Below are 13086 nucleotides of genomic sequence, written 5' to 3' on the forward strand. Positions count from 1 at the left end.
CATATTGCAAATACTGCGACTTAGGGAACGTCTACATTGCGTAGATTACAAATTTTAACAAAATTGGTAATATCGCCTGAGTTTAGTCAATTGTCTTTGTCGTGTTGCAATAAATGGATGTTCTATGAATCAAACTCGTCAACTCCTGCTTTTGGGCGTCTGCACACTGGTCCTTACCGCTTGTGGTGGTGACGATAACAATGCAGCTGACTCAACCATGATTATCGCGCCCACTCCAGACCCATCTGCGCAAAATCCTGATAGCGACGGTGATGGCGTTCCTGACGAGTTAGATGCCTTTCCCAATGATGCAAGTGAAAGCAAAGATACCGACGGTGATGGCGTTGGCGATCTTGCCGATGCATTCCCTAATGACGCCAAAGAAACCCTAGACAGCGATGGCGACGGTGTAGGCGACAATGCTGATGCGTTCCCTAACGACGCTACTGAAACTAAAGATACCGATGGTGACGGCGTAGGGAACATTGCAGATCAACTCCCTTTTAACGCTTCCGAAACCATAGATAGCGACGGCGATGGCGTTGGCGACAATGGGGATGCATTTCCAAGCGACGCTAGCGAATGGGCGGACACTGATGGGGATGGTGTTGGCGACAACTCGGATGTCTTCCCTGCAGATCCGTTGGAGACGGTTGATGCCGATATGGACGGTATCGGCGACAACTCAGATATATTCCCCAATGATTCAAGTGAGTGGGGCGATAGCGATATGGATGGTGTTGGTGATAACACCGATGCATTCCCTAACGACTCTGCTGAAACAACTGACACTGATGGCGACGGGGTTGGCGATAACTCAGACGTGTTCCCAGATGACAATACCGAGTGGGCTGATAGTGATACGGACGGTACTGGCGATAACGCCGATGCGTTTCCAGATGACCCGCTAGAAACTGCCGACTCTGATAGTGATGGAGTTGGCGATAATTCAGACGTGTTCCCAGATGACAACACCGAGTGGGCTGATAGTGATACGGACGGCACTGGTGATAACGCTGATGCCTTTCCCAACGATGCAACCGAAACACTAGATTCAGATGGTGATGGTGTGGGTGATAACGCCGATGTATTTCCAAACGACAGCACCGAAATAACCGACCTCGATAACGATGGTGTTGGTGATAATGCCGATGTTGATAACAACAATAACGGCATTATTGATGTTGCGACCTTAGAGCAGCTGGACTGGATAAGAAATCAACCCGACGGAACTGGTCGTAATAAAGGTGATGGCCCAAGCGCGGCGGGTTGTCCTGGCAGTGTATGCAATGGATACGAACTTACGAGTGATTTAGATTTTGATACTAACGGCAATGGCGTATTGGATTCAGGTGATAGTTACTACGATCCTTTAGGCGACGGATCTAATTTAGGCTGGTCTCCGATCGGTAATTTTGCAACGCCATTTACTGCTAGCTTCAATGGTAATGGCTTTGAAATTCGCAACCTCTATATTAATCGACCAAATCAAGATGACGTTGGCCTGTTTGGTTATGTGAGCGGAGCAACGCTCCTTAGCGTCGCGCTTACCGGTGATTTAATGAGTGTTTCTGGCCATGATTATGTCGGTGCTTTAACTGGCGGGGCATATTATTCAGCTCAAATTTCAAACTGCCACTCAACGGGTGCTGTTATCGGAAATGATGCTGTTGGTGGCTTAGCCGGAGACGTCGAATATTCAACCGTGGTTAAGCAAAGTTATGCGATAGGTGATGTTACTGGTCGTGATTATGTTGGTGGTTTAATAGGCATGGTTTATGAATCGGTTCAGGTGAGCACCAGTTATGCTGCTGGCGCCGTGACAGGCAGTTCGTTTGTTGGTGGTGTTGTCGGTTATATCGAAAACTCCCTACTAAATAGTGGTTACGCAAGCGGTTCTGTGACTGGTGACGACAATGTCGGCGGTTTAGTTGGAACTACGTATAACGCTGGCAATATCAGTAGCAATTACGCTGCTGGCGCTGTGTCGGGTACTTACCGTGTTGGTGGATTGATTGGTTACGCCAGTGAATTTACCCTAAGCTCAAGCTATTGGGCCACCGACGCAACAGGTCAGGCATCTGGTGTAGGGCTTGATTACAAGGATGAAGGCATTATTACCGAAACTCTTGGAGCAACGGTTGCGCAGCTTGAGTGCCCAGAAGCCGCAGACGACATAGGCTGTTTAGTTGGTAAAACGCTCTACTATGGCTGGGGCGCAATCGACGAGGACAATAATGGTGCGACGGCTGCAATAACTCCTTGGGTTTTTGGTTCGGATTTAGATTTGCCGGTATTACAGGCTAATTGATTTAACGTTTAGGTTAATAAAGCTAGTGTCATTACTGATAAAAAAAAGGCTGCGATTGCAGCCTCTTTTTTATTGAATTGAATTTTAAAATCAATAGATGTTATTCGAATTTCGACCAAATCGGCGCATGATCGGAAGGCTTTTCTGTGCCGCGAATATCATAACTAACACCCGCCGCCGTGCAAGCTTGATGCAGTGGCTCGGTAACCAAGATGTGATCAATACGCAGGCCGCGTTTTGGTGTGTCCTCAAACCCTTTTGAGCGGTAATCAAACCAGCTAAAAGTGTCATTGCTGGTAGGGTAGTGCTTACGGTAAGAATCTTTTAAACCCCAGGCTAATAAGCGTTCGTACCATTCACGTTCTTCTGGTTGAAAACTGCATTTGCCGGTTTTTAACCAACGCTTGCGGTTCGCGTCACCGATACCTATGTCGTTGTCTTCAGGCGAAATATTCATATCACCCATAATTAAAACACGATCTGTCGGCGTGAACTTTTCATCCAGATAGCGCATTAAATCGGCATAAAACGCGCGTTTAGCAGGGAACTTAGTTTCATGATCAATGCTTTCCCCCTGCGGGAAATAGCCATTGATGATATGCCACAATTCACCATCAATTCGGAAGGCCGCATGGATCACACGGCGTTGTGCATCCTCATCGGCCCACGGCCAACCTTTCTGCACAAACTCAGGCGCTTGCTTACTTAATAACGCCACGCCGTAATGACTCTTCTGGCCAAAGAACTCAGCGTGATAACCCAGCGCCTCGATATCTGCCAAGGGGAATACTTCATCGTGAGCCTTAGTCTCTTGAAGGCCAATAACATCGGGGGCTAACTGATCACGAATGGCTTCTAGTTGATGCGGACGAGCACGCACACCATTGATATTAAAACTTACAATCTTGGCCATTAGACGATCCTTAAATTTCTAAGGCCATGATGATAGGAATAACTACGTCAGAATGGAACCGTTAGTTGGGTAGTGGTTTTGGAAGTGTTTTAGTATTTGATGCTTTTGAGGGGCGGCTTAGTCGGTTTATCGCATAACTAGATTGCTATATGAAAACAATGATTGGATTTTTTACTATACCGCGAGCGTTGCGGGCGCTTTTCAAAATTGTGCCAGATAGGTATCCTCTATGCCTTCTTACAATAATCAATAAACTGAACAAAACGACCTGCCATTTTCTTTATGGCAAGAGTCGACACCATCGACAAGGGACTAACGCGATGAACTTAGTAAAATCCTCTCAAGGATTGCAACTCAATACCCCAGGAATTGGCAAAACCCTCGTTTTACCCCAAACACCGAAGATGATGCTCTTATTCTAGAAAGAGCTGCCAAAGAAGGGTACTACTACCCGCTAATGGCATTGAAGCACCTCAGTGCTTTATCCACCGGTTTAACCGGTAAAACCAATGTATTTATCCCCAATATTAATGACTATAAAACCAACAGCTTTCAGCAAGTGGTGGTGTTTGTTCCTGGCATAGCAGCCACCATAGAGCGCCGCCCTAATGATGTTTTAGCCATTACCCGCCTAGATCTTAGTGATGAGTACAAGAGTATTGCTCGCGGGAGTGAGCAGAAGCCCGGAGTGTATAGTGTGACTAAGGATGGTAGCGGCATTATAGTCAGATACCGAAATAATCACCGGATAACTGCCAAAGAAAATCGAGATGTCGTGATCTCGAACACCAACTATGAATCCCCGTTAAAAGCTGCCAGAGAAGCTGTAAAGAAATCAAATGAACTATTTGGAAGCAGTGCTGCATTAAGATGCGACTTTGATCTGTTTTATTCCCCTTTGGGAAGCAAGCTAAAGGGAATGCGTAATTACAACGCTGTAGCGGTAAGCAAAACCTATGGTTTTGCGGGATTGCTGGCCGACGCTATGGAGCAGTCAAAGAATAAGAAAGGGGTGGTTTGGGCCTCCGAACGAGGTGGTTCTGTGGTGCTCACCCAAGCATTGACGACCTTAGTTGCGAAAAACATCTCCTTCAAAGATGAGAAACATATCGTAAAAATGTGCTGGGCAACCTCTGATCCTCGGCCAGCGTTTCAAGCGGCGACGCAAATGGGCATGTTGGCCGATAAAAATCTGCTGAGAAGTAATAGTCATATCAAGGCAGCCTTAAGTGCTACCATTGGGAATGCACAAAGGGCTGCCGATAAAAATGACCCATACAATTGGGACGACTACAGCAGGGAGTTGGCCAATGGAACGATGGCGACCAATACCGTAATTGGTATTGGTGCATTAGCCGGAGGGGTAGCCACTGGCTCCCCCTTGCTGGCTACTATTGGAACAATTACAGGATCAGTAGGTGCGCTGCAATTTGCATACAATTCACTCAAAGAACGTATGAGTCGAGGTTGATGGCCATGTTTGACTGGTTAAAATTTTTTCCTTTCTCAGTTGAACGGGACAGCAAGCATAAACCCACCGAGATTCGTGGTCCCTATTTCTCAAAACCACGACTAAACAAGTGGTTACTTGGAGATACAAGCTTTTATTTTAATGCTCCTTGGTCCAACCCTGTTTTTAGTTTTGATGGTAGTGGAAGTGCGGTGGATGCGATCAGACCTGGCTCTGCCAATATTTTAGCCAAAGGAGGATGGGGGCGCGTATACAACAACTCAGATGGACCAAGGGATTATTGGAATCAAGAAGTATTTTATGAGAATACTTGGTATTTTACTGCTCCATGGTTTGGAGGAATGAAGGAATGGTTAACGACACGAGCTATTTTAGTTTCTACTGAAAATGGATCTAAATTTGAACGGTCAAACTTGTTCCATCCAAGAACATTTGAAATGGCTTGTTCCGATTACTTTGATCATGCCTATGGTTATCGTCGTTCCGGGAAGCAACCACATTTTCGCGGGCCAGTAAATTGGAGTGTACTGCCTTTATCGGAAAGCATTCAAGGAGCACTTTTTGATTTGCACTTTATTGCAAACGGGGGGCGAGACAATCCGTCACTTACGCGGGTTGTTTCCTACCCTATAACAGCGCAAAACTTTATAGTAATTTATTTTGATTTGCGCGGGGTTGATTTGCAGAATGAAATTAGAGCGAAACCACTTTTCGCACTTTGCGATTCAATAATCGACTCGATGCACTTAAAAGTAGGGAAGTCGACTCAGGCTCAATGGGATCAGGTCAAGGCAACTTGCCCTGACATGTCCCTTACTGAGAGCTTTGGTGAATTACCGTGGCCATTAATCAAAGAGAAGCCAAACAAAAAGCCAAAAGAACGAGACATCACCCCTAGTGATGAAGCAAAAAGGATGCCTTTTAAGCCGTAATGGTTGTTATCGTTTTTTTCTTGAAACGGGTGTTATGTTGATGGGGCGTAATGCTCCCCCTCTTAGAGGTAAACAAAGTAAAACTTGCTGAGCTTCAATCAATTTAAATGAAAACTGCAAAACGATTAATGCTCTCCTGCATTGAATCTGTTTCATCCTAGAGTTTTACAATCGACTTCAACCCTATACACTCCGCCTCAAGATTTTTGTCGTTCGACGTTACCACATAGGTAGGGATGATTATGCTGTTAAAAGTTTTAAGAAATGGTTTAGGGTTGATTTTCGTCTTTGTTAGCTGGCTGACGAATCCAAAACCTATGAAGCGCAGCGAGGCTGATCAGGCTGCTGTGCAGGCAAAAGCAAAAGATTTGGCGCTCTATCAGCTCTACGCTTGTCCTTTTTGTTTAAAGACTCGTCGTGCGATGCATCGTTTGAATGTTGATATTGAAAAGCGAGACATAAAACACCTTCAAAATCGCGAGGCATTAGAAACTCAAGGCGGCCGTGTGAAAGTCCCTTGCTTGCGCATAGGTGAGGGCGAAAATGCCCAATGGCTCTATGAGTCGAGTGATATTATTCAGTATTTGGATGGTTTGTTCTCTAAGCAAAAATCGATCTGAGGCTTCATCTAGTTTGTTACAGGTTGATTGCGGAGTGAATCGCATACCGTGATCACCGCCTGCATGGATACGCAACCCTTGAGCGTTAAGGGCATATTGTCTACACTGGCGCACTTTTCATTAAGCTAATTTTTTTAGGTCACCACCATGAACGATACAGCCTCTCAGCCAGCCTTACCGGATCATCTTTCGAGCAATCCTCGTAGTCCGCATTATGTGAAGGAAGTTTTCGAGCACAATATCGGTATTCGTTTAAATGGCAAAGAGCGCAACGATGTTGAGGAATATTGCATTAGCGAAGGTTGGATTAAAATCGCGTCGCCAAAGGCTTTGGATCGCCGTGGACAACCGCTTTTGATGAAGTTAAAAGGCACTGTTGAAGCGTTTTATATTTAATATCCATTGTAAAACCCAAAGCAGCAACGTCTTTGGGTTTTACGTCCAAGCCAGTATTCTAATCTTAAAGCTTAAGCACTCGTCTTAGGTTTAATCTGCTCCATAAACACCGCAAAACGGCTACTACCATCACTGTTTAAATGATGCGCGTGGATTTTACTCATGGTGCCTTTTTGGCAGTAGAGCAAGTATCGTCCGGCTTCTGGCAGGGTGTTTACGCGGCCTTCCAGTTCGAAGAAGGGGATCTCAATGACGGTGTTGTTGGTTAGTGTTAGGGGTGCTTCTTCAATTTCATTGGGATGGCGAATATCAACGATGATGTCACTAACGCTTGGGGTGTTAACGATTTCAACGTTTTCTAATCCGCTCTCACTACCATTTAAAACTTCATCAATGCGCTGGTAAGAGGCTTTTTGTAAGGCTGTTTCTAATACACCCATATCAAAGGCTTTCTCAGCTTCTTCTACGCGTGCGCGATCACCGACGGTGGTTGGGTTGATTGAAATAACACCACAGTATTCTGGCATGCGAGCAGCGAAGGTTTCGGCACCAATACGACGGGTAATATTGATAATGTCTTGCTTATCCATGGCAGCTAACGGGCGTAAGACCATGTGATCGCATACGCGGTCGATGACGGCGAGATTGGTAATGGTTTGACTGGCAACCTGAGCAACTGCTTCGCCGGTAACGATGGCAGGCAGTCGCAAGCTATCGGCAACGCCTGAGGCTGCTCGCAGCATCATACGTTTAAGCACAACGCCCATCTGACTGGTTTCTACCTTGGTTAAAATCTCAGTAACAACGTCTTCGAATGGCACGGTAACGAATTTAACGCGATGGCTTTCACCGTAGGTGCTCCACAGATAGTGGGCTACCTGTTTCACGCCAATTTCATGGGCACTGCCCCCTAAGTTGAAGAAGCAGAAATGTGTTTTCAGTCCGCGACGAGTCATTAAGTAACTGGCCACTACGGAATCAAATCCTCCAGAAATAAGGGATAAAACCTCACCTTGGCTGCCGAGAGGGTAGCCGCCAAGCCCTTTAATGTTGTTGGTAACTACCTGAACCTTATCGTTGCGAATCTCGGCGTGCACGGTTACTTCTGGGTTCTTTAGAACCACTTTTAGTGCGCCGGTTTCTTTTAAAAATCCACCGCCCATATATTTTTCAGCGTCGTTGGAGGTGAAGTCATGAATCCCTGAGCGCTTAATGCGAACGCAGAACGTTTTGCCTGACACTCGTTCGGCGTAGACATCGCGAACGCGCTGATACGCCTCGTCGAGGGTTTCAAAAAGATATTCAGAGACTTCGAGGGAAAAGCCGATGCCAGGGGTGTGGCTTAATATCTGAACAACCTTACGGTGGGTTGCTTCGTCATCATGATTGACTAAAACAATGAGGCTGTCCCAGCGATTTTGTACGTCCGCAGAGATTCCCTGTTTACGTATTAGGGTTTGTAAATTAGCCCGTAAAATCTTCGTCATCTGTTTTCTAACGGATGTCGACTTAATGGTGATTTCAGGAAATAGCTTAATTACGAACTTCATCATGTTAGGGACCGGACGTGCCAAAAAGTGGGCGATTATAGCCCAGTTCTTACAACAGTGGCAGGTTTGCCCAATCGGCTTTACGAAAGTCAGTAATTGGCGGATTCTGGCGTTGGTAATTATGCCTTTGTCATTCTAACTTCTATCTGCGCGCGATAGTCTTAAGACGAGAAGTAAAGACTGTGTGAAACAATAAACTGAAGGAGTAGAACATGAGCAAACGCATAGCATTAGTTACCGGCGGTACTGGTGGTTTGGGGAAGGCCATCTGCAAGCAGTTATCGGATGATGGCTATCAGGTGATAGCTGGATATTACTCTGGTGGTAATCATGACAAAGCACAAAAATTTCAGGAAGAAATGAAGGCTGAAGGATATGACATCGCACTTGCGTACGGCAATATTCGCGATTGGGCGTCTTGCGAAGCATGTATTGAAGGTATTCATAAAGACTTCGGCACGGTCGATGTATTGGTTAATAACGGTGGTATCACGCGCGATACTACGTTGCGAAAAATGACTCCGGAACATTGGGATGATGTTATCGCTACTAACTTGACGTCGGTTTTCTACATGACGCGGTTGGTTATCAATGACATGTTGGCTAAAGGCTGGGGGCGCATTGTTAATATCAGCTCCATTAACGGCGAAAAAGGTCAGTTTGGTCAGGCGAACTATTCAGCAGCAAAAGCCGGTATGTATGGTTTCACTAAGGCGGTTGCGCAAGAAGTGGCAGGAAAGGGAGTGACGGTAAATACCGTGTCTCCGGGCTATATCGCCACCAGTATGATTATGGATGTGCCAGAAGAAATTCGTGAAACCATCCGTAAAGACATTCCAGTTGGTCGCTTTGGTGAGCCAGAAGATATCGCTCGTGTGGTTAGCTTTTTAACGGCTGAAAGCGCTGGCTTTATTACTGGGGCTAATATTTCAGCCAACGGCGGCCAGTACATGCATTAAGGGTGGTTGTTTAGTCTGCGCTGAGCCTGAGTACATGTTTTTCTGACTCGCCGTGAATCCATCCGTGGAGGCTCGGTTTTGCCATTCATGGCAAAAAACGGTCAGATCAACATGCACTCAAACTCTACGACCAAATACTCTAGCGGCTTAAAGCTCGTCAGGAATTCCCATACCTAACCGCCGTCTTGCCATGTAATCCCGTCAGCATCTTTGCTAGTTATTAAAGCTCTGGCTTAATCTTCTTATGACGTGCGCTGGCATGACGTTCGCGCATTTCCGTATCAATATAACGATCTGTCGTTGCCATGCTGGCGTGCCCAGCGTCCTCGCGGACATGCTCTTTGGGTCTGAATTTCACATCCTCAGAAATTCCGGTGTGACGCAGCCAGTGGACGGTCGCAACGCGTAGCTCTCGTGCCTCTTCTTCTAGGCCATCGGATTTCATTCTATCTAACGCACGATCGAAGCAGGCTTGTACCATGTAGCGAATTTGACGAGTGCTGGTCACTGGGCCGCGTCCACGTAATTTAGCCACAAGCGGCGTTTGCTCGCCGACATAGGGGAGAGGTGGAAGCCCAAGATGGGTGCGGTAGCGTCTCAGCGTTTTTAGCATGTCGTCGGATACTGTTACCATGCGTGCTTTGTTGCCTTTACCAACAACTCGCAGCCACCAATTGCCATCCTGATCTTTTTGGAAGTCACCCATTACCGGAGCGGAGCGTTCATCGGCAACTAATTCCGATATTCGTAAATACATCCCGAACAAACAGTTCATAACAAATAAGGTGCGCTCGTGCTCGGCAGGGTGTTCCTTAGCTAATTGCTCGGTGGTTTCTAAAATAAAGTCCCATTGCATGTTCGATAAGCGGCGCACAGGTTCTTGATAAGCGTGGCGTTGCAAGAATTTACTTTTTTGGCGAATTAAGGCGACGGGATTAACTTTTAAATAATCTTCTTGCAGCAAAAAATTAAAGTAAGTCGACAGTACGGCGAATACAGATTGCAGTGATTTCTGCGAAAGTGCGGTTGATGACATGCGTCCTATCTTGTCGGCCTTACTCACGAAAGGCCGCCATATAGTGCTGGCCTTGCGCTCGCCTTCAGGGCCAGTGAAGCGAGCCGCTTGTCGGTCGCCCGTCCATGCCTTCGGTGGATCTTGGCAGAAGTGAATATAGGCTTCTATATCTTGGCGACCTAGATCTGTCAGTGTGACTTTTTGAATTAGCCAGCACCATTGCAATAAACGTTCGATTTCACGGCGATAGCTATTAAAGGTTGCGCCGCTGCCGTTATACGCCGTTAAAAAGGTTAGGGAGTGGATAAGATCATCAAAAGCCCCAGGAAGCTTTTCAAGCTCAGGAATTCGCTTCATTGTTTTTCGCGCGTAAGCGAGAGGGCTGCCTATATATTCAAGTTGATCGATAACCGGCTGTGGTGCTGTGGAGTTTGGTGCTTTAGACATGCAAAAACCCGAGAGAGGCGTTAAGTGGCGTTTGCGTTAGAGTACGCCACTCTAGGTTGCCGTTCAAATTATCGGAAATAGCTACGGGAGAATATTGAGGAAGAGGCTGATCACTTAAGGTAACTCTTTAGAATCGACAGTACCTCATCAACTTCTGTTGCGCGCTGCTCTGGTGAGAGGTCATTAGCCCCTAAGTGTTCGCGAATATGGCTATTAAGTACTTCCGTCATCAAGCCATTTACCGCACCACGTATGGCGGCGATTTGCTGCAGTACAGCAGTACAGTCGGGAGCGCCTTCCAGTACGCGTTCAAGTGCTTCCGCTTGCCCTTTGATTTTACGCACTCGTGTTAACAGAGGTTTTTTAGATTCAGTAAGGTGCGACATTTTATTTTCCGATTGCGTTGCTTCTGGTTGAAAATAGTATACTGGGGTACAGTATATGAATCATAGAGAATTAAGAAGTAATTGCATGACATCCACACACGATATTGACTCGCTCAAACACACCCATATATTCGACGAAGGCAATCCTCTGGCAGAGCGAAATACCCGCTGGGCGGTGTATTTAACGCTGGTAATGATGGTGGCGGAGATATCTGGGGGCTGGATCTATAACTCCATGGCTCTGCTCGCCGATGGTTGGCATATGAGCTCACATGCGTTGGCGCTCGGCCTTTCGGTCTTTGCCTATGCTGCTGCACGCCGTTTGGCTAACGATAAACGGTTTGCATTCGGCACATGGAAAATAGAGGTGTTAAGTGGCTTTGCTAGTGCCTTATTCTTAGTCGGTATTGCCGCTTTAATGCTATTTCAATCAGTGGAGCGTTTATTGTCGCCACAGCCCATTCATTACAACGAAGCGATTTCAATTGCTGCCTTGGGCTTGTTGGTAAACCTTATCTGCGCTTGGTTACTAAAAGATGATCACCACCATCATCATGGGCATGACCATCATCACGGGCACGACCACTCGCACGACCATCATAAAGATCTTAATTTGCGTGCGGCTTATATTCATGTGCTTACCGACGCTGCGACATCCGTACTGGCGATTATCGCTTTGTTTGGCGGCAAGTTATGGGGCGCTGATTGGCTGGATCCCATTATGGGTATTGTCGGTGCTGGCTTGGTAGCTATCTGGGCCGTCGGTTTATTGAAAGAAACTGGACGTGTTTTGCTAGATGCTGAAATGGATGCTCCTGTGGTGGAAGAGGTTAGAGAAGTCATTGGGGATATCGACTTCGATATCGAAATTACGGATTTGCACGTATGGCGAGTAGGTAAGGGGAAGTATTCTTGCATTTTGGCTGTTGCAACGAAGGCCGATACCAGTGCTGATTTTATTCGCGAGAAGCTGAGCATTCATGACGAATTAGTGCATGTTACTGTCGAGATTAACCGAGTTTAGTTAATCAGGCAGGGTAAACCGCAAAATAAAAATGGCAGCTCAACGCTGCCATTTTTTGTTTATATAATGTTGCGCACTTATCTACCTTTGCGCATTGCAGCGCGTATTTTTATAGTTCCCACTAAGCGGCTGATCGGCGAGAAATGACGAATACTAAAGGCTAGAAATTTGGTTTGCAGGCCTGGGATGATGACCAGCTTATTCGAATTGAGGCCGGATAATATCCCAGCTACGCATTGATCAATGGTCAGTTTCGAGTTTCCGTGCTAGTTCGATAGCACAACATGCAGATACGGATCTAAGTAAAACCGATATTAACGAAAGCGAAGTTGAAGTGATCGGCGCCATCGTATTTGGTTCCGATCAAGGTTTAGTCGGACAATTTAATGAAGACATCGCTCAGTTTGCTGTTAAATCGCTCGGCAAATTGCCGGGAAAACCAACTATTTGGGCTGTAGGCGAACGAGTTCAAACACGGCTAGCGGATGCACATTCAAAGCTGGGTGCAGCCTATAATTTGCCGACCAGCGTCATCGGAATAGCGCCTTTAATTGGCCATCTTGTCGCGCAAATTCAACAGGCGACCGAACGCCAAGAAAATAATCAAAAGGGCAGTAATAGTCCTTATAACACGTCATATGGCATCTATGTTTTTCACAATCGCCCAACATCAGGCGCACTTTATGAGCCGACGCTGCAGCGATTATTACCACTTGATCAGCAATGGCTACAAAGCCTAGCGGAGATCGAATGGCCAAATAGTCATCGGCCAGAGATACTTTGCCCCATTGGCAAAGCCGAGCGTCAGGTGAATATTCGAACCAGAAGGGCTCTTATTCGGGAGTATTTGTTTATTTCGATATTTCGTGCCTGTGCCGAATCACTCGCCAGTGAAAACGCCAGTCGCTTAGCGGCCATGCAACGGGCAGAAAAGAATATCGACGACCTGCAAGAAAAGCTGGGGCGCGAATTTAATAGGCTGCGCCAAAGCGCGATAGATGAAGAGTTGTTTGATGTCGTGGCGGGCTATGAGTTGTTATCGCAGCAGCACTAAACTGCTGC

12 protein-coding genes are annotated in these 13086 nt (G+C 46.4%); 8 read left to right on the forward strand and 4 right to left on the reverse strand.

Annotated features, from left to right (window positions below; translation table 11 throughout):
* The first annotated feature begins 124 nt into the window (after positions 1 to 124).
* Positions 125 to 2311, forward strand: coding sequence for a thrombospondin type 3 repeat-containing protein (locus TOL_RS18295; RefSeq protein WP_015486825.1), 2187 nt, complete (start codon positions 125 to 127; stop codon positions 2309 to 2311).
* 100 nt (positions 2312 to 2411) lie between these two features.
* On the opposite strand, the gene xthA is transcribed toward TOL_RS18295, so the two are convergent.
* Entirely contained in the window at positions 2412 to 3224 is an 813-nt protein-coding gene (gene xthA, locus TOL_RS08045) for an exodeoxyribonuclease III (RefSeq protein WP_015486826.1), read from the reverse strand.
* 457 nt (positions 3225 to 3681) lie between these two features.
* Here xthA and TOL_RS08050 point away from each other — a divergent pair, with 457 nt between their 5' ends.
* The 4 genes from TOL_RS08050 (at position 3682) to TOL_RS08065 (ending at position 6643) form a co-directional block, all read left to right on the forward strand.
* A complete protein-coding gene (locus TOL_RS08050) occupies positions 3682 to 4695 on the forward strand; it encodes a hypothetical protein (protein WP_015486827.1) in 1014 nt (337 codons plus the stop codon).
* 5 nt (positions 4696 to 4700) lie between these two features.
* Positions 4701 to 5627 carry a hypothetical protein gene (locus TOL_RS08055; protein WP_041588841.1) on the forward strand — a complete coding sequence of 309 codons (927 nt, stop codon included), beginning with the start codon at positions 4701 to 4703 and terminating at the stop codon, positions 5625 to 5627.
* A 242-nt stretch (positions 5628 to 5869) separates the two neighbouring features.
* A complete protein-coding gene (locus TOL_RS08060; RefSeq protein WP_015486829.1) occupies positions 5870 to 6247 on the forward strand; it encodes a glutaredoxin family protein in 378 nt (125 codons plus the stop codon).
* A 147-nt stretch (positions 6248 to 6394) separates the two neighbouring features.
* On the forward strand, positions 6395 to 6643 hold the full coding sequence (locus TOL_RS08065) for a DUF3297 family protein (protein ID WP_015486830.1): 249 nt from the start codon (positions 6395 to 6397) through the stop codon (positions 6641 to 6643).
* 71 nt (positions 6644 to 6714) lie between these two features.
* Here the strand turns inward: TOL_RS08065 and thiI are convergent, their stop codons facing one another.
* Complete coding sequence (gene thiI, locus TOL_RS08070; protein WP_015486831.1) at positions 6715 to 8196, reverse strand: tRNA uracil 4-sulfurtransferase ThiI; 1482 nt, start codon at positions 8194 to 8196, stop codon at positions 6715 to 6717.
* A gap of 209 nt (positions 8197 to 8405) precedes the next feature.
* Here thiI and phbB point away from each other — a divergent pair, with 209 nt between their 5' ends.
* A complete protein-coding gene (phbB, locus tag TOL_RS08075) occupies positions 8406 to 9152 on the forward strand; it encodes an acetoacetyl-CoA reductase (protein ID WP_015486833.1) in 747 nt (248 codons plus the stop codon).
* Positions 9153 to 9372: 220 nt separating this feature from the next.
* Here the strand turns inward: phbB and TOL_RS08080 are convergent, their stop codons facing one another.
* Complete coding sequence (locus TOL_RS08080; RefSeq protein WP_015486834.1) at positions 9373 to 10614, reverse strand: tyrosine-type recombinase/integrase; 1242 nt, start codon at positions 10612 to 10614, stop codon at positions 9373 to 9375.
* A 110-nt stretch (positions 10615 to 10724) separates the two neighbouring features.
* The gene (locus TOL_RS08085) at positions 10725 to 11000 is read right to left on the reverse strand and encodes a metal/formaldehyde-sensitive transcriptional repressor (RefSeq protein ID WP_015486835.1); all 276 of its coding nucleotides are present in this window, start codon (positions 10998 to 11000) and stop codon (positions 10725 to 10727) included.
* Positions 11001 to 11085: 85 nt separating this feature from the next.
* On the opposite strand from TOL_RS08085, the gene dmeF reads away from it, so the two are divergent.
* On the forward strand, positions 11086 to 12024 hold the full coding sequence (gene dmeF, locus TOL_RS08090; RefSeq protein WP_015486836.1) for a CDF family Co(II)/Ni(II) efflux transporter DmeF: 939 nt from the start codon (positions 11086 to 11088) through the stop codon (positions 12022 to 12024).
* A gap of 274 nt (positions 12025 to 12298) precedes the next feature.
* A complete protein-coding gene (locus TOL_RS08095; RefSeq protein ID WP_081601101.1) occupies positions 12299 to 13078 on the forward strand; it encodes a F0F1 ATP synthase subunit gamma in 780 nt (259 codons plus the stop codon).
* The last annotated feature ends 8 nt before the right edge of the window (positions 13079 to 13086 follow it).

This window comes from Thalassolituus oleivorans MIL-1 (assembly GCF_000355675.1).
Taxonomy (GTDB): domain Bacteria; phylum Pseudomonadota; class Gammaproteobacteria; order Pseudomonadales; family Oceanobacteraceae; genus Thalassolituus; species Thalassolituus oleivorans.